Here is a 22,594-nt window from a genome sequence, read left to right on the forward strand (position 1 = left end):
GAGCGAAAGACAAAGGGGCCCATACCCTCGGCCGCACGCCTTCCCTGCCCGCCTGCGCCGATTGATCACGATCAGCAGGTCGAACGGAGAAAAATGGTACCGATTACAATCTGAATTTTATAAAAAGCGGCACTGCCGCATCTTTCTTCCCCTCCTCCTGGCGCCCGCTGCTCTTTGCAATCGGTGTCACCTTGTTACAGACCATAACCAGAGCGTCTCTCTGGTGCAAGCAAGACTTTCGCTCAACTCATCGCCGTGGAGCCACGCGTTACCAGCACATGCGGCAGCACCACCTTGAGCTGGTCGAGCGGACGTTTGTGAAGCACGGCATCCATCATGCGCATGGCGGTTTCCCCCAGCTCATTGGCGGGCTGGCGGATGGTGGTCAGCGGCGGAGCGGCAAAGGCCCCGAAGCGCAGATCATCGAACCCCACCACCGCAATCGCGCGCGGAATCACCAGCCCGGCCTCGCGGATGGCATGCATCGCGCCGACGGCCATTTCGTCACCGGCGCAGAACACGCCATCGGGCATCTGCCCGGCGTCGAGCAAGCTGCGCATGGCGGAATAGCCTGATTCGATGGAGAAATCGCCCGGCGCCACCCAATCCTCACGGAAGGGCAGCCCGGCCTCCTCAAGCGCATCGCGATAGCCCTGCAGACGGTCCACGGTCAGCGGATTGTCGAGCGGGCCGGTGATGGTGGCGATGCGCCGCCGCCCGCTCTCGATCAGATGGCTGACCGCCAGATGGGCGGCGGCGATGTTGTCGATCACCACCTTGGGGCATTCGAGCGGCTCGAAATGCTCGCAGGCCAGCACCATCGGGATCGGCGGCTCTTTCTGCCCGCTGTCCAGAGCGTTGGTGACGATGCGCGGCATCAGCGAGCCCAGCAGGATCAGCCCGTCGGCGACGCGCGTCTGGACCATGTCGGCATAGTAATCCAGCCGCTCCTGCTTGCCCTGGGTTTCCCCGATCAGCACGCGATAGCCCAGATCATGCGCCACATTTTCAATGGCTTGCACGATCCCTGAGAAGAACGGGTTGGCGATCTCGGGCACGATGACGATGATCGTCTCATTGCTGCGCCGCCGCAACTGACGCGCAATGGCGTCAGGCGTGTAATTCATCTCGTCGATCGCGGCCTGCACCCGCTCGCGCCGCACGGGACGCACCGCCTCGGGCTCGCGCAGGGTGCGCGAGACCGTGGCGACGGAAACGCCGGCCCGTTTGGCAATGTCACGGATGGTAACCAAGCTGTTTTCCTTGCGTCAGCGGCCTATCAGATCGTGCCCGCCTTCATAAATTCCGTCGCGTGATAGGCCGCCCGCGCGGACATCGCCATATAGGTCAGCGACGGGTTCTGACAACCGCTCGAGGTCATGGCCGCGCCATCGGTGATGAACAGGTTGGGCACCTCATGCGCCTGGTTGAAACCGTTCAGAACCGAGGTCTTGGGATCATGCCCCATGCGCGCCGTGCCCATCTCGTGGATGCCCAGCCCCGGCGGGTGCAGCTTGCCGCTTTCGGCGGTGATGGTGGCGCCCGCCGCGATCAGCATGGCCTTGGCATCCTCCAGCATGCGGCGGCCCAGCTCCTTGTCGTTCTCGCCATGAGCGCAATCGATGGTGAGCTGGGGAATGCCCCATTCGTCGGTCTTGCTGGCATGCAGGGTGACACGGTTGTTCGGATCGGGCAGCATCTCGCCAAAGCCCGACAGGCGGATCGCCCAGGGGCCGGGATGACGCACGCGCTCCTTCAGCTCCGCGCCCACGCCGGGCTCGGCATCGGCCATCGGGCGCCAGCCCTGGCGCATCACCCCGCCCTGATAGCCGTAACCGCGATGATAGCCGGTGTCGTCGGCCTCCAGATTGCGATAGCGCGGAATGTAGATGCCATTGGGGCGGCGCCCGCGATGATAGGTCTCGGGCCCGTTCATCACGCCCGCGACGGTGGGGCCGTAAACATGGTCCATCAGATTGCGCCCGACCTGATCCGAACCATTGGCAAGCCCGCGCGGATTGGCGTCGCTGCGCGAATTGAGCAGCACCTGCGCCGTGCCGATGGTGGAGGCGCACAGGAAGACGATCCGCGCCTCATAGACGCGCTTTTCCTTAGTGTTCTGGTCGATGATCCGCACGCCGGTCGCCTTGCCGGTCTTGGGATCGGTGATGATCGAATGGGCGATGGCATCGGTGACGATGGTGAGATTGCCGGTCTTTTCCGCCGCTGGAAGCGAGGAGGACAGGCTGGAATGATAGGCGCCGAAGCTGCAGCCGCGCTCGCACAGCGAGCGATACTGGCAGGGGTTGCGGCCCAGCTCGATATGGTGCGGCTGCGGCTCGGTGAGGTGGGCGCAGCGGCCCTGGATCACCTTGCGACCGGGGAATTGCTTTTCGACCGCTTCCTTGAACATCTTCTCGGTGTCGGTCATCGCCATCACGGGCAGGAACTTGCCGTCGGGAAGCTGCGGCAGGCCTTCGTTCGCGCCCGAGACGCCGATGAAGGTTTCCACCTTGTCATACCAGGGCGCCATATCGGCATAGCGGATCGGCCAGTCGATGCCGTGGCCGTCGCGCTTGTTGGCGGAGAAATCCATCTCCGAAAAGCGGTAGGTCTGGCGGCCCCACATGATCGAGCGGCCACCCAGATGATAGCCACGGATCCAGGAGAAAGGCTTGTTTTCCGTGGTTTCGTAAGGGTGCTGGCTATCCTTGACCCACAGGTCCTTGGTGGCGCTGTTGACCGCATAGCACTGACGCTGGATCTGATAGTCGCGCGCCAGTTCCTCTTCCGGAATGTTGCCTGCATTGGGCAGATCCCAGGGCTGCATCCAGTCGGTGTAGGAGGAGCCATGCTCCAGCTTGCGCCCGCGCTCGATGACGAGGACCTTGAGGCCCCTTTCGCACAATTCCTTGGCGGCGATCCCGCCGCTCATCCCCGAGCCGATGACAATGGCGTCGAACATCATTCTCTCCCGTGCGTCCGCGTTGTTGTCCGCGTCCTGATCCGTGTTTCGGCCCGTGCCCTTGCCCAGCGAATGGGGTCAGGCGAATGTGGGTTGGGCCGTATCATCAGCGTGTTGCGCCCGTCAGGCGATCACCAGCAATTTGCCGGCGGGCATGGCCCCGGCCCAGGCGCGCGTCTCGGCCGTCATCGGCGTCGAGGCCTCCCACACGCCGGGGTTGTGCTCATAGCGCAGCTCGACGGTGGAGCCGGGTTCGCTGAGGTAATAAAGGTTGACAAACAGATCCTTGAGCGCGGCGTAAGCCATGTTGCTCTTCAGATTTTGCGCATCATAGGCCTTGAGAATTGTCAGCCGCTGGGCGGCGGTCAGCAGGGCGAAAGGCTTGCCCGCCTTGGCCTTGGCCTCATCGTCGATGGCGCTCAGCGCGGCCAGATAGGCGGTGCGATGCGCGGGGCTGGCCCAGTCATGCATCAGCGCGTCGAACTTCGCGGGGACGCCCGCCTGCACCGCGCCCGGCGTATCGGTCTGCGGGATCAGCGTGTCGGCAAAGGCGGTGGCCAGCGCGGTGGTGGGTTTGTCGAGCGAAGGCGCGGTCTTGGCATTTGGGCCCGCCACGGCGGCCAAGGCTTCGGCAGGCAGGGCAGCAAGGCCGATCAGGGCGCCAAGCCCCTCCAGCATCTGCCGACGATCCAGTTCGATCATCCAGAATCCCCTCTTCCATATTTGTTTTCTTGACCGATGCCGTTTTATTCTGGCAACGTTTACAAAAATATGGGGCAGAGGATCGGACCTTGTCAACAACAATACAAAAGATACGCCTTTTCAGCATGATGGCGCTGCAACTGGCCATCTGGGGGGCCTGGGCTCCCAAGCTGTTCCCCTATATGGGCATGCTGGGATTTTCCGCGTCACAGCAGGCTTTAGTGGGTTGTTGCTGGGGCATTGCCTCGGTGGTCGGCATTTTTTTCGCGAATCAATTCGCGGACCGCTATTTCGCCGCCGAACGCTTTCTGGCCGTCAGCCATGTAATCGGTGCCATCTGCCTGTTCGGGGCGGCCTTCAGCACGCAGTTCCTGCCCTTTTTCCTGTTTTATCTGGCCTATAGCCTGGTCTATGTGCCCACCCTTTCGGTCAGCAACACCATCGCCTTTGCCGCGCTGAAGGATGGCAAAGATTTCGGCACGGTACGCGCGGGCGGCACGGTGGGCTGGATCATGGCGAGCTGGCCCTTCATCTTCATCCTCGGCGCGCATTCCACCGCGGTGGACGTGCGGGCGATCTTCATCGTCTCGGCGGTGATCTCGCTGCTGCTGGCCGGTTTCTCGCTGACCCTGCCGCACACCCCGCCGCAGAAGGGCAATGGTGTCGATTCGTTGGCCTGGCGCCGGGCGCTCGGCCTGTTGAAGAAGCCCTATGTCGCGGTGCTGTTCTTCGTCACCTTCATCGATTCGGTGGTGCATAACGGCTATTTCGTGATGTCCGACGCCTTCCTGACGAACCGCGTGGGGATTGCCGGCAATCTCTCGATGGTAGTGCTGTCGCTGGGGCAGGTCGCCGAAATCCTCACCATGCTGGTGCTGGGCAAGGTGCTGGTGAAGCTGGGCTGGCGCACCACGATGATCGTGGGCATCCTTGGCCATGCCGCGCGCTTCCTCGCTTTCTCCTTTCTGGCCGACAGCATTCCCGCGATCATCGCGGTGCAGTTGCTGCATGGCATCTGCTACGCCTTCTTCTTCGCCACGGTTTACATCTTCGTGGATGACGCTTTCCCCAAGGATGTCCGCTCCAGCGCGCAGGGCCTGTTCAACCTGCTGATTCTGGGCGTGGGCAACATGGTGGCCAGCTACGTCTTCCCCAACCTGATTGCCGCGCTCACCGGCGCGGATGGCAAGGTCGATTACCAGACGCTGTTCTATGTGCCCACCGGGCTGGCCCTGCTGGGCGCGCTGGTTCTTGCCTTTGCGTTTCACCCACCCACGGTCGCACCGGCCGGGTCTTTGGAGGATATCTGATGGCTTTTGAGATGAACCGCCGCAGCCTGCTCGCAGGCGCCATGGCTATGGGAGGTGTGGCCGGCGTTGCCGCCGCCACCCCGGCCTGGGCCGCCGCCCCCACCACGCCTTTCTTCAAGCGGATCAACAAGCCGATCGGCATCCAGCTCTACACCATGGGCGAGGCCGCGCAGAAGGATCTGTCGGGCACCCTCACCCGTCTGGCCGCCACCGGCTACAAGGAGTTCGAGCTGCCCGGCCTCTATGGTCACAGCGCCAAGGATCTGCGCGCCGAGGGCGACAAGGCGGGCGTGAAATTCAGCTCGATCCATATGGGCCTGCCCAACCGCCTGCCCCCCGGCTCGCTGACGCTGATGAGCAGCCCGCAGGAGATCGCCGATGCGCTGGGCACGCTGGGCATCGGCAAGGCCGTGCTGCCCATCCCCCTGCTGCCCGATGACTGGAAGCCCGGCCCCGACCAGCGCGCCTCGCTGATCCAGGGGATCGAGGCGGGCGGGATCGACATGTGGAAGCGTATGGGCGACCTGCTCAACAAGCGCGCCGCCGCTTTGAAGCCGCATGGCATCGAACTGGGCTATCACAACCACAATATGGAATTCCGCCCGGTGGGCGGCACCACCGGCTGGGCCGTGCTGCTGAAAGAACTGGACCCCAACCTCGTGTTCCTCGAACTCGATCTGGGCTGGATCACGGCGGGCGGGCTCGACCCGGCGACGGAACTGCGTCGCCTCAAGGGCCGCGTGAAGATGGTTCACCTCAAGGACGTGAAGCCCACCACCAAGACCAACTATGCGCTGCAGCAGGACCCCTGCGAAGTGGGTCAGGGCAAGCTGAACTGGCATGCCATCCTGCCCGCCTGCGTGGCGGCCGGGGTGCAGCATTACTTCGTCGAGCAGGAACCGCCCTTCGCGCATGACCGTTTCGACTCGGTGAAGATGTCCTACGATTTCCTCTCGCGCTTCAAGGCCTGAGGACGTTTGCCGGGGGGCGTGCGGACGCTCCCCGGTTCCTTTCAAGGAAAGTGATTTCATGGCTTCACGCCGTTTACGCATGGGACTGATCGGCGGCGGGCCGGGGTCCTTCATCGGCCCGGTGCACCGCCTGGCCGCCGAGATGGACCGCGAGATCGAGCTGGTCGCGGGCGCCTTTTCCAGCAGCGCGGAGAAATCGCGCGCGGCGGGCGAGAGCTATCGCATCGACCCGGCCCGCGCCTATCCCGACATCGCGACGATGATCGCGCGAGAAACCGCGCGCGAGGATGGCATTGATTTCGTGGCGATCACCACGCCCAACCATATGCATCTGCCCGCCGCGCAAGCCGCGCTGGAGGCTGGTTTGGCGGTGATCTGCGACAAGCCCGCCACCACCACGCTGGCACAGGCGCATGAACTGGCCGCCATCGTCGAGAAGTCAGCAAAACCCTTTGCGCTGACCTACACCTATTCCGGCTATCCGCTGGTGCGCGAGGCACGGGCACGCGTGGCGGCGGGCGCTCTGGGCCCGATCCGCAAGGTGGTGGTCGAATACCCGCAAGGCTGGCTGGCCAAGCCCGAAACCGGCAAGCAGGCCGAATGGCGCGGCGATCCTTCGCGCAGCGGCATCGGCGGCTGCGTGGCGGATATTGGCGTCCATGCCTTTCATCTGGCGGAATTTGTCACCGGCTTGAAGGTGACCCAAATTCTGGCCGATCTGGGCACGGTGGTGCCGGGTCGCCGGGTCGATGACGATTGCCAGATCCTGCTGCGCTTTGAGAATGGTGCGCGCGGCGCGCTGCTCGCCTCGCAGATTTCGGTGGGCGAGCGCAACGGGCTGACGATCTGCATCTATGGCGAAAAGGCCGGGCTGCGCTGGCGTCAGGAAGAGCCCAACCAGCTCTGGCTGTTCCATGAGAACGGCCGCAGCGAGCTGGTGCAGGCGGGCGATCCCGATCTGGGCACCGATGCCCAGTGGGCCACCCGCACGCCGGGCGGCCACCCAGAGGGCTATCTGGAAGCCTTCGCCAATTTGTATCGCGATTTCGCGCGTTTGCTGCGCGGCGAGGAGGGCGCGTTGATCCCCGGCATCGCCGATGGTCTGCGCGGTATGGCTCTGATCGAAACGGCGGTTCATGCCAGCGCCAAGGGCGCGGGCTGGGTCGATTTCACGGTTTAAGGCGACACATCATGCGAACCATCAAGGGGCCGGGTATCTTCCTGGCACAATTTCTGGGCGATACAGCGCCCTTCAACACGCTGTCGGGTCTGGCCGACTGGGCGGCGGGTCTGGGTTACAAGGGTCTGCAGATCCCGGCTGACCCGCGCCTGTTCGATCTGGAGAAGGCCGCCGACAGCCAGACCTATTGCGACGACATCAAGGGGATGCTGGCCGACAAGGGTCTGGAGATCACCGAGCTGTCGACCCATCTGCAGGGCCAGTTGGTGGCGGTGCATCCGGCCTTCGATCCGCAATTCGATGGCTTTGCCGCGCCGCATGTGCGCGGCAATCCGGCGGCGCGTCAGGCATGGGCGGTCGAGCAGGTGAAGCTGGCGGCAGTCGCCTCACGCCGTCTGGGGCTGACCACGCATGCTAGCTTCTCCGGCGCGCTGGCGTGGCCCTATGTCTATCCCTGGCCGCAGCGTCCCGCCGGTCTGGTCGAAGACGCTTTCGATGAGCTGGCCCGCCGCTGGAAGCCGATCCTCGATGTCTTCGACGAGAATGGCGTCGATATCGGTTTCGAACTCCACCCCGGCGAAGACTTGCACGATGGCGTGACCTTCGAGATGTTCCTTGATCGCGTGGGCAATCATCCGCGCGCGAACATTCTCTATGACCCCAGCCATTTCGTGCTGCAGCATCTCGATTATCTGGCCTTTATCGACATCTATCACGAGCGCATCAAATGCTTCCATGTGAAGGATGCCGAGCTGCGCCCCAATGGCCGCAGCGGCGTCTATGGCGGCTATCAGAGCTGGGTGGACCGGCCCGGTCGTTTCCGCTCGCTGGGCGATGGCCAGGTCGATTTCACGCAGATCTTCAGCAAGATGGCGCAGTATGACTATGCCGGCTGGGCCGTGCTGGAGTGGGAATGCGCCCTCAAGCATCCCGAGGATGGTGCTGCGGAAGGCGCGCCCTTTATCGCGCAACATATCATCCGCACCACGCCCCATGCCTTCGACGATTTCGCCAAATCCGGCGCCGATCGCGCGCTCAACCGGCGCCTGATGGGCTTCGGCGACTGATCGTTCCGGCGCGGCCCATCGGCAGGGATCCGATGGGCCGCGCCCTGCACAAAACGAACCTTCCCCTGCCCGCGCCAAGCCTCCGACACCCGGCTGCCCACCGAGCGCGCGCACCCCACGCAAACCGCTGATCCTCAAGCCGTTCACACCAATCCGGCGCACAAAGGGCGGGATTTCACCGCGCCGTCACCCCGCATCCTCCAGCGGCAAGATCCGCGCGCTCCCCCGGCATCGCAGCGATACATTTCATGCAGGACGCCACCCGCGCCAGCCCTCATCCTGAGCACGCTGGACAGGCCCAAGCCTCCGGCCACGGTCCAATCCCGCATGAGGGCGCCGCTATGCCTGTATCCCGTCGCAAGCTGGCCATCATGGCCCTCGGCCTTTCGCTGCCTTCGCCCCTTGTCGCGCAGGCCCAACCGGCGAGCACGGAACTGCCCGGCGCCCATGATCCCAACGCCATCCCCCTGATACCCCAGACGAAAACCCCGGATGCCGAGCAATGGGAAAGCTTCATGGACTCGCGCATCGTGCGCAATGTCACCGCGCCCACGCTCACGCCCTTTCTGCCCGATCCGGCCAAGGCCAATGGCGCCGCCGTGGTGGTCGCGCCGGGCGGGGCCTTCATGATGCTCTCGATCGACAATGAGGGCTATGATGTCGCGCGCTGGCTGGCGGCCCATGGCATCGCCGCTTTCGTGCTGAAATATCGCCTGAAACCCACCCCGCGCGACACGCCCGCCTTTATGGGCCAGCTCGCCGCGCTGCTCGGCAATGCGGGCAAGACCAGCGACAACCTCTCCACCCCGCCCGAGGCTTTGGCCGATGCTCAGGCGGCGCTGCGGCTGGTGCGCCAGCGCGCCGCCGCATGGCATGTCGACCCGCATCGCGTTGGCCTGATGGGCTTTTCCGCCGGCGCCATGACCACGATCAGCACCGGCCTCGACCCGGACACAGCCAGCCGCCCCGACTTTATCGCCCCGATCTACGGCCCGCTCAGCACACGCGCCGTGCCCGCCGACGCCCCGCCGATGTTCACCGCCATGGCGATCGACGACCCCATCTTCGGCCACAGCGATCTTGGCTTCATCACCGCCTATCGCGCGGCGGGCCGCCCGGTGGAGGCGCATCTCTATGAAAGCGGCGGCCACGGTTTCGGCATGCGCAAACAGGGCAAGAGCAGCGATCTGTGGATCGAGCAATTCCTCGCCTGGGCGCAGGCCAGAGGTTTACTGACTCCCGGCCTGCTGACCCCAAAGCGCTGATTTTCCATATTCCCACGCTCAGGAGAGCCTTGATGACATTGCTGGCAGGTAAACGCGTTTTGATCACGGGCGGATCGACCGGCATCGGTGCCGCCGCCGCCGTGGAGGCCGCAAGGCAAGGCGCGGATGTGGCGATCAACTATGCCACCAGCGAGGACCGCGCGCAGCAGGTGATCGCCGACATTCAGGCCATGGGCCGCAAGGCGCTGGCCGTGCGGGGCGATGTGGCCGATCCCGACACCGCTCAGGACTTCATCGCCCGCGCGGTCGAGGCCTTTGGCGGGGTGGATGTCTTTGTGAACAATGCGGGCATCTGCCCGTTCCATGCCCTGCTCGACATGCCGGTGGCGGTGGTGGAGCGCACCTTCCGCGTCAATCTGCATGGCGCCTATTACATGGTGCAGGCCGCCGCCAATCAGATGGTGAAGCAGGGCCATGGCGGGGCGATTGTCGCGGTGTCCTCGATCTCCGCGCTGGTGGGCGGCGAGTTCCAGACGCATTACACCCCCACCAAGGCGGGCGTCCATTCGCTGATGCAGAGCGCGGCCATCGCCCTTGGCAAGCACAACATCCGCTGCAATTCGGTGCTGCCCGGCACGATCCTGACCGAGATCAACCGCGAGGATCTGGCCGATCTCGACAAGCGCCGCCGCATGGAGGCGCGCGTGCCGCTGGGCCGTCTGGGCGAGGCCGAGGATCTGGCCGGGCCGATCATCTTCCTCGCCTCGGATATGGCGCAATATGTCACCGGCGCGGCGCTGCTGGTCGATGGCGGGGCCTTTGTGAACCTGCAATAGGTTTGTTCCGGGCGGCGGCGCATGTCGTCGCCCATTTTCCCAATATATGGCAAAACTTCGCTAAGCTGCTGCAATAATGGCAAGCATTCATAGGCCCATCTTGCGCCGAAAATTTGTTGCAAGCCAGCAACACCAAGCATTCAATCCAAAACACGTTCATTTTTGTGCATGCGATGACAGTTTCGTGCAGGATGCTCCATGCCCTCCTCTGTACTTCGTATCGCAATGTACAGAATTGCATCGCTCCGTATCAGGCGAGCCATTCTGGTCACATGACGCAAGCCGATGACGGTCAACAGAACCGCATCCGCAGGGAGGGATTATGCTGAAAACTCTGATCTATGTGACATCCGTGTCGAGCCTGGCCCTGCTGGCCGCCCCCGCCATGGCCCAAAGCGCCCCCGCGCCTGTTGCAGATGCCGGGGCCGATGCCCCCGCCGCCGCGCCGGACCAGCCGCGCCAACCCACCGACAATGAGATCGTCGTCACCGGCACCCTCATCAAGGGCATCGCCCCGGTCGGCACCAATGTCGTCGGCGTCAGCCATGCCGACATCGCCTCCTCGGGCGCCACCACGGCGCTGGGCGTGATGGCGACGGTGCCGGAAATCTCCAACGCCTTCAACGCCCTGCCCACCCCCGGCACAGGCCTGAGCGGCGGCACCAGCGTGCGCCCCACCATCCGCAACATCAGCGCGGCAGGCGGCGCGGCGACGCTACTGCTGCTCAACGGGCACAATATGGTCGGCGTCGGCATCCTGCAGACCGCGCCCGACATCAACATCATCCCCGCCGGCATGCTGGAGCGGGTCGATGTGGTGGCCGATGGTGGCTCGGCGCTTTATGGTTCGGACGCCATCGCGGGCACCATCAACATGATCACCCGCAAGCATATGAACGGGCTGGAGGTCGACGCGCATTACGGCCTCGCCAACAATTACTACAAGCAGGACTTCAACGTCACCGGCGGCAAGGACTGGGGTTCGGGCTCGGCGATCATCTCCTATGAGAACCGCCACAATTCGGACCTGCTGGGGCGTTATCGCAGCTATTACCGCACCAATCTCACGCCCTTTGGCGGCACCGACAACCGCGTCGCCAACTGCAACCCCGGCAATGTGGTGGCCAATGGCGTCAATTACGCCCTGCCCAATCTGGTGGCGGGCACGCAGAACAAATGCGACGCCGACCTTTACACCGACCTGCAGCCCAACGAAACGCAGAACTCGGTCTTCGGATCGCTGACCCAGCGCCTGACCGACCGGCTGCAGCTCGACGTCACCGCTTTCTGGACCCGGCGCGACACCACCATCCTGACCGCGCAATTGGCCTCCAGCGGCACGATTACTTCGTCCAACCCCTATTTCATCCCGGTTGGCACCGCGACATCGCAGACGGTCTATTACAATTACGCCAGCACCAACGGCAATTCGGCGATCAACACCACCAAGACCCAGGAATATGGCATCACCCCCACGCTGAAGATGGATCTGGGCCATCACTGGGATGTGACGCTGCTGGGCAATTACGGCCACAGCAAGACCAACGCCAGCTCGGCCGAGGTCAATGCCGCCGCCGAATCCGCCGCTCTGGCCTCCACCAATCCGGCGACCGCGCTCAACCCCTACAACATCGCGGCGACCAACCCCTCGGTCATTCAGGCGATCACCAATTTCGCGCAATTCGCGCAGAATGTGCAGACGTTGGAACAGGTGCGCCTCGATGTCACCGGCCCGCTGTTCAACCTGCCGGGCGGAGCGGTGAAGATCGCGGCGGGCGCCCAGCTCTCGCATGAAAAGAGCGTGGCCTATCAGGCCGATGCCGTGCCCGGAGACCTCTCCAACGCGGCCTTCGCCAATCAGAAGCGCACCACCAAATCGGTGTGGGGCGAGCTTTATGTGCCGGTCTTCGGCGCCGACAACCGCAACAGCTTTATCTATGCGCTGAACCTCGACGGTTCGATCCGCTATGACAATTACAGCGATTTCGGCGGCACGGTGAACCCCAAGATCGGCTTCACCTATCAGCCGACGCCGAGCTTCACCTTGCGCGGCAATTACGGCACCTCCTTCAACGCGCCCAGCCTTCAGGACGAGGCCGGCGCCATCGACAGCCGCGCGCAGGTTCTGCTGAACAGCCCGTTCCAGCCGGTGGGCTCGAACTTCAATGCCAACATCGGACGCCCGACGATCCTGCTGGCGGGCGGCGGCAACAACATCGGCCCGCAGACCGCGCACACCTATTCCTTCGGCGCGGATTATAAGCCCAAATTCGTCCCCGGCCTGTCGATGAGCCTGACCTATTGGGCGGTGAACCTGTTCCACGCCATCAACATCTACCCCTTCTATTCACCCTCGATCTTCACCACCCCGGCCTTTGCCAGCACCTATGTGCTGAACCCCACCCTGGCACAGGCCCAGGCGTTGATCGGCAATGAGCATGTGCAGGGGCCGAGCCTGGCCACGCTCTATTCGGCCAACAACATCGCCAACGGCACCACGCCCTATGCGATCTTCAACGCCACCCGCACCAATCTGGGCAATTTCTATTACCGCGGTCTGGACTTCAAGCTGAACTACCAGCGGCCGACCAGCTTCGGCTCGGTCAATGCCATGGTGGCGGGCACCTATTCGCTGAAGAACGCCAGCCTGGCGGTGGGCGGCACCACGCAGCTCAGCGCCTTTGACCCCAGCCAGGGTGGCCTCAGCCGCCTGCAGCTTGCGCTGGCGCTGGGCGGCTCGGTCGGCAATCTGACGATGCGCGCCACGATGAACTATTCGGCGGGCTTCGACATCGCGCCGATCACCACCGGAGCGATCACGCAGACGCATGTCGACTCCTTCCACCCGGTGAACCTGTACTTCGCCTATGACATCAAGGACGCCGGCCTGCTGAGCGGCACCACGCTGAGCCTCAACGTCAACAATGTCGGCGACGAAAACCCCTCCTACAAGAATGTGACCGGCGCAGGCTTCGGCACGGTGGACGGCACCGGGCTGGGCCAGACGCTGGGCCGCAGCTTCGAGTTCGGGCTGAAGCACAAGTTCTGATCGATCTTCACACGGCCCGGTACCAACCGGGCCTCCTCACCTGCGGCGACCGGGATTTGCCCTCCCGGTCGTCTTTTTTTGTGTGTTTCAGGAAGAGGGAAGTATGCCTCCGGCGGGCAAAGGGCCATCGCCCTTTGCAATCCCTTTATTTGTCTGCGTTGCGCCGCAGGCAGTGAAGCCCCCCCAACACGACAGGCTCGTTGGGGGTTTTCAGCCTGCGGCGCGGCGACCGCACGCAAGGCCGAACCCGAAGCGTAAGATCGACATTCATGGGAGCGCGAGGGGGTAACCCCCTCGCCTGTCTCTTTTCTCCCTTACCCGGCTTCCATCAAACTCCTGCGCAAACGCCTGAGCATCACCCGCACGATGACCCTGTGCGCGGGCCCCACCGGCACCATATAGGCCCGCCCGAACAGATTATGCACGATCACCGAGGAGGTGACGGTCAGGCGCGTGCCATCGGTATGAAGCCCGGTCATGACATCGAGATGCCGGTCGCGCGCCGTCAGCAGCAGCGCATCAGGCCGCACGCCTTCGACCAGGAAGAAGTCGAGCCGGTCACCGACCTTCACCTCCGTATGACGCCGCCCCGTAAAGCCGCCGATCTTTCTGACGCCAAACCATGCCGAGATCGCATCGCGAACCCGGAACGCCCAGCGCAGCACCGGCTGGGGCTGCGCCATCATCAGGTTCCACGCCTCCAGCGGCGTGACGGCGCGAGGCAGATCGATCGACTGGCTGTCGTAATAGGCCAGCGCCTCGCGAGGGCCAATCATATCGCGGCTGTCGATGGTGCTCATGGCTTGCCCTCGCGGAAGAAACACGCAGCTATCGCGCTGATATAGCGCATGTTTGCATGCATTCCAGCGTAGCCGCAAAAAGGCGGCCCGGAGATCACCCCGAGCCGCCAGTCTTCTCATCAACAGCATGGAGGCGGAGGGACGCCCCCTGTCTGCGAGAGCCCTATTTCCCTTCGCCCTGCAGCGTCACCGGCCCCAGCAGGCCCGAGGGGCGCAAAGGCGCATCGGGGCGATAGGTCGGTATGGCGGTCCAGGTCACCTTGTTGGCTGCATTGGGCTGCGCGTCGCCGATCAGGCGGTTGATCCACAGATTGGCCACCCGCACCGTCAGATGATTGCTGCCCGGCTTCACCAGCTTGCCAAGGTCGATCCTGTAGGGCGTGTGCCAGACGATCCCCGCCGAACTGCCGTTGACGCTGACCTCGGCCAGCTCATGCACATCGCCCAGATCGAGCCACAGCGGCTGGCCTGCTTTCCATCCCTTGGGCGCGGCAAAGTCCTTGCTGTAGGTCGCCACGCCGGAGAAATACTTCACGCCTGCGTCGGCATTCTGCTCCAGCCCGGCCAGTTGCGGCAAGGTCACGGACGCAGGCGCGCCGCGTCCCGGCTGGAACTCGACCTTCCACGGGCCCGCCAACGCGCCCAGCGCCACCGCGGGTTTGGGCGCCACCTGAGCCGATGCCGCCCCCGGCTTGTTGAACACGACATAGAGCGCATCCTCGCTGCCCAGCTTGAGCGGCACGATGGTCTCGCCGTTCTCCACGCGATAGCTCACCGGTTCCGAGGTGCCGGTTTCGGCATGCCAGATCTCGGGCTTCAGGCCGGTGACGCGGAAATGGGCCTCGATGGTCTCGTCGCGCAACTGGCGGTTGACCAGCAGATAGGCGTCGCCCCCGTCCAGTTTGCGGTGCAGGAAGGGAATGTCGCTGTCCGCCTGCCCGCCGGTGTAGCGGAAGTCGGAGGCCACCCCCATCCCCGCCAGCGCCGCCTCGACATCGCCCGAGGCGATGACGTGGCCCTTGCCCACAGTCGCCGTGCCCGCGCCGGGCCACAGCTTGGCCGTCAGCGCATCATACTCCTGCGCCGCCTGAGGTGTCCCGGCATCGGCCAGGCTGGGGTTATGCGTGGGCTTCAGCCCGATCACCGTGGCGCCGCCCTCGACCAGCGCGTTCACCCGGCGCAGGGTCGCCAGCGTCATCTCGCGCGAGGAACCGCCCAGATAAAGCGCCCGATACCGCGCTCCGCCCGGCGTCGCCAGATCGGCGCCATCGTTGCTCAGCGCGCTGTTCAAAGCATCATTGTTCACGAAATCATAGGCATGCGTCTTGGGCGCATCCTCGATCACCTGATGGCCATAGAGGCCCGTCAACGGCGCTTCCTCGCCATAGACATAGCCGACATCGGCCAGATTGCGTCCCTGCTGCAGCATCAGCGCATTGCGGCTGATGTAATCGACCCAGGCCTTGGCCAGCGGCGCCCAGGCCTCATGCCGGTTGAAATATTGCCCGAAGATCATCAGCGACAGGCCCGGCACCTTGTCGTCCACCGGCTGATGGACGCTGGTGTGGATCACCGGGCGGTTGACGCCGGTCACGAACTCCAGATCGATCACATGCTTCAAGGTGCGCGGCGAATCCGCCCAATAGGTCAGCGCCGAGGTCATGCTTTCGGCGGCCACCAGATTCTGGCCATAGATATGCGCCACGCTGGCCGCGCCCTTGATATCGGCGATATAGCTGGGGTTGGGCTGCTTGCCGCGCGGGAAGGTCCACATGGCGCTCATGGGAATGTCGGTATGGCTGCGCATCGCCATATCGTCACCCAGCGAGGGACGGTTGTCCTCCAGCGCCTCGCCATAGACCTTCAGCCCGGCCTCATGCGCGGCCTTGGCGATGGTGCCGTAATGCTCGCTCGACATCAGCTCGGCCAGCGTGCGGCGCCAGTCGAAGAGGAAGCGGTCGGCATCGTCCCGGCTGCCGATCAGCACGCCCGACAAGGTGGGCAGCCATGGCGTGGGATCATAACCGCGATGCGCCTTGAACTGGGCGATCATCTTGGGCGTCCAGTTGGCCGCGCCCACCTCGATGGAATCGGTCAGAAGCGCGCGAATGCCATGCTGGCCCAGCATGCCGGGCCCCGCCGCATCCTTGTACATGCCCAGATAGTGGTCGATGTAACGGCGCACCGCCTCGCCATCGAATTTGTCGACCTCAAGACCCGTAGCCTCGGGCGGCGCGGGGTGGTTGGTGGTGCCCAGCAGCGAATAGCCCAGCCGCACGATGCGCCAGTTGCCCTTTGGCGGTGTCCAGTCGAGCGTGCCATCGGGCCGCACATGGCTGGTCACATCGATCACCTGAGCCGCCTTTGGCCCCTGCGCGCCATCCTTGGGCCCGCCCAGCGAGAAATAGTCATTGACCAGCGCAAAGCCCGCCTTGGCCTCGAACTGATCGATCGCCGCGGCGTTCGACAAAGTAAACTGGCGCAGCGTGTTGGTGTTGCCCTTGGGCGGCGCCAGCAGATTGATGTCGATGATCCCCTCGGCCGGGGCGCCCATGTTCGAGCCGCTGAAAGGCAGAGGCGTCAGCACCAGCCGGAACTGCCGCGCGGTGGCGGGGGCAAAGCTGACGGTGCTGGGCACTTCGGTCATCGGCACATCGGCCAGCTTGCGCCAGCTCTGGCCATCCTCGCTGGCCTCCAGCGCGACCGCCAGCGTGGCCTTGGCGAACATCGTCTTGGCGCCGGGGATGAAGATCCGCGCCGAGCGCATCGTCTGCGGCGCGTCATAGCTGTAGACCACCGTGGTCGGCGCCTCCGCCGTGCCGCGCGGCACCTCCACGCCCTGGGTGAGGTCATCGCCGCGCAGCCGGGCCGGATCGAGCGCGCCGCCGCCCGAGACCGAGCCTTGCGGCATCACCTCCGCCGCGCTCATGTCGGGCACGGCCAGCACCGCGATCGAACCGTTGAAGTTGGGCGGCTCGGCGGCCTTGCCCCCGGTCAGCGATTCCAGAATGCCCGAGGGGATGGGCATGTTCTGGAACGGTCCGGTGATGCCGGGCAGCGGCGCCAGCGCCCCCTTGAAGGGCTTGCCGCCGGCAACGCGGGTCTCGCTCCACACCAGTTTTTTCAGGCCATCCTCGGGCTTGACCCAGGGCCCGCCGGTTTCCGACCAGCCCGGCGAGGAGGCCACCGTCAGCTCCAGATCGAGCCGGTCGGCCTCATGCGCGGCGAAGTTGAAGGCGTCCTTCCATTCCGGCGTCATATAGACCAGCCGCTTGGGCACGATCTGGGGCGTGCGCAGATTGGCGTCGAAGTTGGTCATGCCGCCGATGCCGACCGACTTCATCCAGGCGAAGTCCTTGGCGATGCCATCCTTGGTGACATTGCCGTTCATCCAGTGCCACCACACACGCGGGCGGGCGCTGGCGGGCGGATCGCGGAACTGGGCCTCAAGCGTGGCGCCATCAGCGGTTTGAGCGGGAGAAGGCTGTGCCCATGCGGCAGCGGCGGTGACCACCGCAGCGGTACAGACGGTGAAACGCAACAATTGCGCCTTGCGCTTTGCGGACATCGGCACTCCCTCTTCCATCACTTATTTCGCTGTGATCGTGAGTTAGGAATTCAGGCCGTCGCATGTCCTGCACGATCCGCACCGGCTTTGCCTAAAATTGGCCCGAAGCTGTTCTGGCGACTAGAAATTTCATAAAGGCGATGAATCCGGATGGTGGATATATCCAATTCATCACGCGCACATCAATCTCTGCACAGTCATCGCCAATTTTGGGCGATGATATGTCGGCCATGGGACAGTCTTCATGCCCCATGCCCGGATATCAATGCAGCAGACTGCGGCGATAGGCACCCGGCGTCATGCCGGTCTGGCGCCCGAAGACGCGGGTGAGATGCTCCTGATGGCTGAAGCCAGCCGCCGCCGCCACCTGGGCGATCGGCATATCGTCGGCGGCCAGCAATTCGCGGGCGCGCTCCACCCTTTTCTCGATCACGAACTGATAGGGCGGCTTGCCGGTCGAGCGCTTGAACTGCCGCGCGAAATGGATGGGGTTGAGCCCGACCACCGCCGCAATATCCTCGATGTTGAGCGGGTCTTCGAGATTTTCCTCAATAAAACCCGATACTTTTCGAAGCTGCCCGGCGCTCAGCCCGGTCACCTTGGGCTCGGCACGGCGCAGGCCGGTGGAATGGGCCGCGACCATCTGCGCCGCCAGCCAGCGCGAGACGCCATCGGCAAAGTAATCGCCCAGCCCCTCGGCCAGCATCTTGCAGCAGGTCTGGCCCAGCCGCTCGATCAGCGGATCATGGTCGCCCAGACGGGGCAGGATCTCGATTCGCTCGGGGTCGCCCTTGCACAATTCGGCGGCGGCGACGCGCAGCACGCTGTCGGGCACGTAAAGATGCAGAGTTTCCGACCGCGCATCGAGCCGCACCGAAAAATCGCAGCCCGCCGGCATCAGCAGCATGCCGCCCGGACGCACCTTCGCGCGCGCCACATGGCCGCGCATCTCGCGCTCCACCGCGACCGGGCCGCTGAGGTGCAGCGCCAGAAAATGGCTGTTTCGCGCCGAATAGCGCCCATGATGCGGCTGCTCGACCTGCCGCGAGGCATAGAGCGAGGACCAGTTGAGATCGTCACTCGTGGCCAAAATCTGATGTTCCGGTCGCAGCGCTATGCCGTGCGTATCCCTTGCCGTCAGCGCTTCCACTGCCAAGCTCATCGCCCCTGCCTCTCGTCTGTACGGACCTTATGAAATCCGTTACATTTATCTTATGCATTAATTCTTCTAAGAATGGCCCTTCTGTCAATGGCAAAGATTGCTGGATCGCAACAAGCCGCGCATTCGCGATCATCACCTTGAATTTCTTGCAGATATTTCCATGATTCCTGCCCACCGCCACGACAATTGCGCGAAAACTTGCCCGCCTTCGGGCGAAAACTTCAGGCGAATCCGAACTTTCACCCCCTCGCCCCATCTTGTCAGGCCGCCCGCGCTGAGGCAGTGATAGCGCCATGGCTACCATTCAGGACGTTGCCGCTCTGGCCGGCGTGTCGACCGCCACCGTTTCCCGAACGCTCAGCGCGCCCGACATCGTGTCCGAAGGGACCCGCAAGCGGGTGCAGGCGGCTGTGGCCAAGCTGAACTACACCCCCAATGCCGCGGCCAAGATCCTGCGCACCACCCGCACCCGCAAGATCCTGGTGACGGTGCCCGACATCTCCAACCCCTTCTATTCGGTGGTCATTCGCGGCATCGAGGAAAGCGCTCACAAGGCGGGCTATTCGGTGCTGCTGGGCGACACGCAATACGACAAGCTGCGCGAGAACGACTATGCCGAGATGTTCCAGCGCAAGGAGGCCGACGGGCTTATCATCCTCGCCAGCGGCCTGCCCGAGGTGCTGCGCTATACGGTGAAGCGCGCCGCCTCGCCGCCCGCCATCGTCAACGGGCATGAGTATGACCCCAGCCTCAACCTGCTCAGCGTCTACATCGACAATGCCGCCGCCTCGCGCGATGTGATCACCCATCTGTATGGTCTGGGCCACCGCCATGTCGTCATTCTGGCCGGGCCCGACAATCACACGCTCGACGGCGCCCGCCTGCAGGGCGCGCTGGAATGCGCCCGATCCTTCCCCGAGCCGATGCATCTGACGGTGTCGGCGGGCGGCTTTCACACCGAATCGGGCTTCCAGCGCGCGCTGGAGATTCTGGGCCGGGCCGGCCGGCCCACCGCGCTCTATTGCTTCAACGACGAGCTGGCGATCGGCGCGCTGGCGGCGATGCGGCGGCTGGGGCTGCGCTGCCCCGCGGATGTCTCGATCGTCGGTTTCGACGACACGCGTTACGCCCGCATGATGGACCCGCCGCTGACCACCGTGCGCCAGCCGATGAAGAATCTGGGCCGCACCACGGTGAAACTGCTGCTGGAGGTGCTGAAAGACCCGAACGCACAGATCGCGTCGATCCGCCTGCCGCACAAGCTGATCCTGCGCGAAAGCACCGGGCCGGTCGCCGCCTGATCCACCCCGCAAAGCCGTCGATGGCGGTTGCAATAAATCTCAACATACGGCATTCAATCCCACATAACAGAATGAGAGACGCAACATCGCCCGCGATGCGGCGCGCAGGGAGTGGTTGCCGTGGTTTCCGTCACACTACAGGCCGAAGCGCCACAGGACGATGCACCAGCCGACACGGCTGATGCCGCGCTTCCACGCATCATCGGTCGGCTCAACCTGCGGCTGATGCCCGTGCTGCTGCTGATGTATGTGATGGCCTTTCTCGACCGCACCAACATCGGCTTCGCCAAGGACAGCTTTCAGGCGCAGACCGGCATCGGCAATCAGGCCTATGCGCTGGGCGCCTCGATCTTCTTTGTGGGCTATGCCTTTCTGGAGGTGCCCTCCAACCTGATGCTGCAGCGTTTCGGCGGGCGGATCTGGCTCTCGCGCATCATGGTGAGCTGGGGGCTGGTCTCGGCGGCGATGTTTCTCGTGCGCGACGAGACATCCTATTACCTGCTGCGCTTCCTGCTGGGTCTGGCCGAGGCGGGCTTCTTCCCCGGCGTGGTCTTCTACATCACCAAATTCTACCCCGAGGGCTTTCGCGCCCGCGCGCTGGGCCTGTTCTACATCGGCGCGCCGCTCAGCTTCATTCTGGGCGGGCCGGTCTCGGGCGGGCTGCTGCGGCTGGATGGAGCGCTGGGGCTGGCAGGCTGGCAATGGCTGTTCCTGATCGAGGGCCTGCTGGCCTCGCTGGTGGGCATCCTCGCCTTCTTCCACCTGCCCGACGGACCGCGGCAGGCCCCATGGCTGAGCCCGCAGGACAAGGCCACACTGCAGAAAGCGCTCGACAGCGACCGCAAGCCGCCTGACGAAACCAGCCTGCTGCGCGCCCTGCGCTCGCCGCGCGTGCTCTATCTGGGGGCGATCTATCTGCTGGTGCAGATGAGCGTCTATGGGCTGGTGTTCTTCCTGCCCAGCCAGATCGCCGCGGCCACCGGGCAAAGCGTCGGCTGGCAGGTCGGCCTGCTCTCGGCCCTGCCATGGAGCGCCGCGCTGCTCGCCACGCTGCTGCTGCCTGCCCTCGCCGACCGGACCGGGCGCCACAAGGGTATCGCCGTGCTCAGCTCCCTCGCGGCAGGGCTGGGTCTGGCCGCCTCGGTCTGGCTGCATCATCCGGCCTTCACGCTGGCCGGGCTGAGCATCGCGGCGGCGGGCTTTATCGCGGTGCAGCCCCTGTTCTGGGCGCTGGCCAGCGCCCGCCTGCCCGCCACGCAGGCCGCCGGCGCCATCGCGCTGATCAATGCGCTGGGCGCCGCCGGGTCCTTCATCGGCCCCAATGTGCGGGTGGCAATCGAGAGCGCGCTCCATTCTGTCACAGCCGGGCTCTATGCGATGGCCCTCTTGTGTTTTCTGGGCGCAGCGATGATCCTCGGCCTCGCTTCACCCTCATCCACCCTCACGCAAAAGGCGACCGATCGATGACCACCTCCCTGTTCTCGCGCCGCGCCGCCCTTGCCGCGGCGGGCGCGGCAGGTGCCACCGCGCTGCTGCCCGACCGGGCCCTGAGCGCCACCTTCACCACGCCCGATCCGGTCACGACCATCGTCGACTCGCATATCCATCTGTTCGATCCCAACCGGCCGCAGGGCGTGCCCTATGCCGGGCCGGAAAAATCCCCCACGCACCGCACCGGCTCGTTCCCCGCCGCCTATGCGCAGCATGCCAAACCGCTGGGCATCATCGGCGCCATCGTGGTCGAGGCCAGCCCGCTGGTGGAGGACAATCAATGGGTGCTCGATCAGGCCGCCGGCAATCCGATCATCCTGGGCATGATCGGCAATCTGCGCCCCGAACACGCTGATTTCCCGGAACTGCTGGCCCGCTTCCACGCCAATACGCTGTTTCGCGGCATCCGCTACGGCAATCTGTGGGATTACGATCTGGCCGCCCGCTCGCGCGAACCGGCCTTCCTTGATGGGCTGAGGCGTCTGGCCGATGCCGATCTGGTGCTGGAAACCGCCAATCAGAACATCGCCCTGCTGGAGGGCGCGCTGCGCGTCAGCGATGCAGTGCCCCATCTGCGCATCGTCATCGACCATCTGCCCGCCTTCGACCCCACCCCCGCCGACCAGCGCGCCTATCAGGCCGCGCTGCGCAATTTCGCGGCCCGCCCCCAGATCGCCTGCAAGCTTTCCGAGATCATCCACCCCATGGCGGGCGCCATCCACACCGACCTTGCCGCCTACAGCGAGCGGCTGGGCATGCTGCGCCGCACCTTCGGCGAGGACCGCGTGATCTTCGGCAGCGACTATCCGCAGTCCGACAGCGTGGCCGCGCTGCCTCAGGTCGTGGGGCTGGCCAAGGCCGCCTTCGCCGGTTCCTCCACCGAGGCGCGGGAAAAGTTTTTCATCGGCAATTCGCGCAAGTTTTACAAATGGTTGCCGCGCAGCAAAGCCAAGGCGGGCTGATCCG

Annotated in this window: 16 protein-coding genes; 10 read left to right on the forward strand and 6 right to left on the reverse strand. The window is 64.4% G+C overall.

Annotated elements, in window-relative coordinates:
* Positions 1-242: 242 nt before the first annotated feature.
* From ABDW49_RS16035 to ABDW49_RS16045, 3 genes are all read right to left on the reverse strand, one after another.
* Complete coding sequence (locus ABDW49_RS16035) at positions 243-1,253, reverse strand: LacI family DNA-binding transcriptional regulator (RefSeq protein ID WP_343613039.1); 1,011 nt, start codon at positions 1,251-1,253, stop codon at positions 243-245.
* A gap of 26 nt (positions 1,254-1,279) precedes the next feature.
* A complete protein-coding gene (locus tag ABDW49_RS16040; RefSeq protein ID WP_343613041.1) occupies positions 1,280-2,968 on the reverse strand; it encodes a GMC family oxidoreductase in 1,689 nt (562 codons plus the stop codon).
* A 120-nt stretch (positions 2,969-3,088) separates the two neighbouring features.
* Complete coding sequence (locus ABDW49_RS16045) at positions 3,089-3,667, reverse strand: gluconate 2-dehydrogenase subunit 3 family protein (protein WP_343613043.1); 579 nt, start codon at positions 3,665-3,667, stop codon at positions 3,089-3,091.
* Positions 3,668-3,756: 89 nt separating this feature from the next.
* On the opposite strand from ABDW49_RS16045, the gene ABDW49_RS16050 reads away from it, so the two are divergent.
* From ABDW49_RS16050 to ABDW49_RS16080, 7 genes are all read left to right on the forward strand, one after another.
* Positions 3,757-4,977, forward strand: coding sequence for an MFS transporter (locus ABDW49_RS16050; protein ID WP_343613045.1), 1,221 nt, complete (start codon positions 3,757-3,759; stop codon positions 4,975-4,977).
* Complete coding sequence (locus tag ABDW49_RS16055; protein WP_343613047.1) at positions 4,977-5,948, forward strand: sugar phosphate isomerase/epimerase; 972 nt, start codon at positions 4,977-4,979, stop codon at positions 5,946-5,948. The genes ABDW49_RS16050 and ABDW49_RS16055 overlap by 1 nt, the downstream gene beginning before the upstream one ends.
* 58 nt (positions 5,949-6,006) lie before the next feature.
* Positions 6,007-7,128 (forward strand): Gfo/Idh/MocA family oxidoreductase, encoded by a 1,122-nt coding sequence (locus ABDW49_RS16060; RefSeq protein ID WP_343613049.1) that lies wholly within the window; start codon positions 6,007-6,009, stop codon positions 7,126-7,128.
* Between the two features lie 11 nt (positions 7,129-7,139).
* Entirely contained in the window at positions 7,140-8,195 is a 1,056-nt protein-coding gene (locus ABDW49_RS16065) for a sugar phosphate isomerase/epimerase (RefSeq protein WP_343613050.1), read from the forward strand.
* A 341-nt stretch (positions 8,196-8,536) separates the two neighbouring features.
* Positions 8,537-9,460 carry an alpha/beta hydrolase gene (locus ABDW49_RS16070; protein WP_343613052.1) on the forward strand — a complete coding sequence of 308 codons (924 nt, stop codon included), beginning with the start codon at positions 8,537-8,539 and terminating at the stop codon, positions 9,458-9,460.
* A 32-nt stretch (positions 9,461-9,492) separates the two neighbouring features.
* Entirely contained in the window at positions 9,493-10,257 is a 765-nt protein-coding gene (locus tag ABDW49_RS16075) for an SDR family NAD(P)-dependent oxidoreductase (protein ID WP_343613053.1), read from the forward strand.
* 322 nt (positions 10,258-10,579) lie between these two features.
* Entirely contained in the window at positions 10,580-13,306 is a 2,727-nt protein-coding gene (locus tag ABDW49_RS16080; protein ID WP_343613055.1) for a TonB-dependent receptor, read from the forward strand.
* Between the two features lie 314 nt (positions 13,307-13,620).
* Here the strand turns inward: ABDW49_RS16080 and ABDW49_RS16085 are convergent, their stop codons facing one another.
* The 3 genes from ABDW49_RS16085 to ABDW49_RS16095 form a co-directional block, all read right to left on the reverse strand.
* Positions 13,621-14,106 (reverse strand): DUF2867 domain-containing protein, encoded by a 486-nt coding sequence (locus ABDW49_RS16085; RefSeq protein ID WP_343613057.1) that lies wholly within the window; start codon positions 14,104-14,106, stop codon positions 13,621-13,623.
* Between the two features lie 163 nt (positions 14,107-14,269).
* Positions 14,270-17,674, reverse strand: coding sequence for a glycosyl hydrolase (locus tag ABDW49_RS16090; protein WP_343613059.1), 3,405 nt, complete (start codon positions 17,672-17,674; stop codon positions 14,270-14,272).
* 262 nt (positions 17,675-17,936) lie between these two features.
* A complete protein-coding gene (locus ABDW49_RS16095) occupies positions 17,937-18,836 on the reverse strand; it encodes an AraC family transcriptional regulator (protein WP_343613060.1) in 900 nt (299 codons plus the stop codon).
* A gap of 293 nt (positions 18,837-19,129) precedes the next feature.
* On the opposite strand from ABDW49_RS16095, the gene ABDW49_RS16100 reads away from it, so the two are divergent.
* The 3 genes from ABDW49_RS16100 to ABDW49_RS16110 all read left to right on the forward strand — a co-directional run bounded on the left by ABDW49_RS16100 (position 19,130) and on the right by ABDW49_RS16110 (position 22,590).
* Positions 19,130-20,137: a LacI family DNA-binding transcriptional regulator gene (locus ABDW49_RS16100; protein ID WP_343613061.1), complete on the forward strand. Its 1,008-nt coding sequence runs from the start codon at positions 19,130-19,132 to the stop codon at positions 20,135-20,137.
* A 120-nt stretch (positions 20,138-20,257) separates the two neighbouring features.
* Entirely contained in the window at positions 20,258-21,604 is a 1,347-nt protein-coding gene (locus ABDW49_RS16105) for an MFS transporter (RefSeq protein ID WP_343613062.1), read from the forward strand.
* Positions 21,601-22,590, forward strand: coding sequence for an amidohydrolase family protein (locus ABDW49_RS16110; RefSeq protein ID WP_343613063.1), 990 nt, complete (start codon positions 21,601-21,603; stop codon positions 22,588-22,590). The genes ABDW49_RS16105 and ABDW49_RS16110 overlap by 4 nt, the downstream gene beginning before the upstream one ends.
* Positions 22,591-22,594: the final 4 nt, after the last annotated feature.

This window comes from Novosphingobium sp. (genome assembly GCF_039595395.1).
GTDB lineage: Bacteria > Pseudomonadota > Alphaproteobacteria > Sphingomonadales > Sphingomonadaceae > Novosphingobium.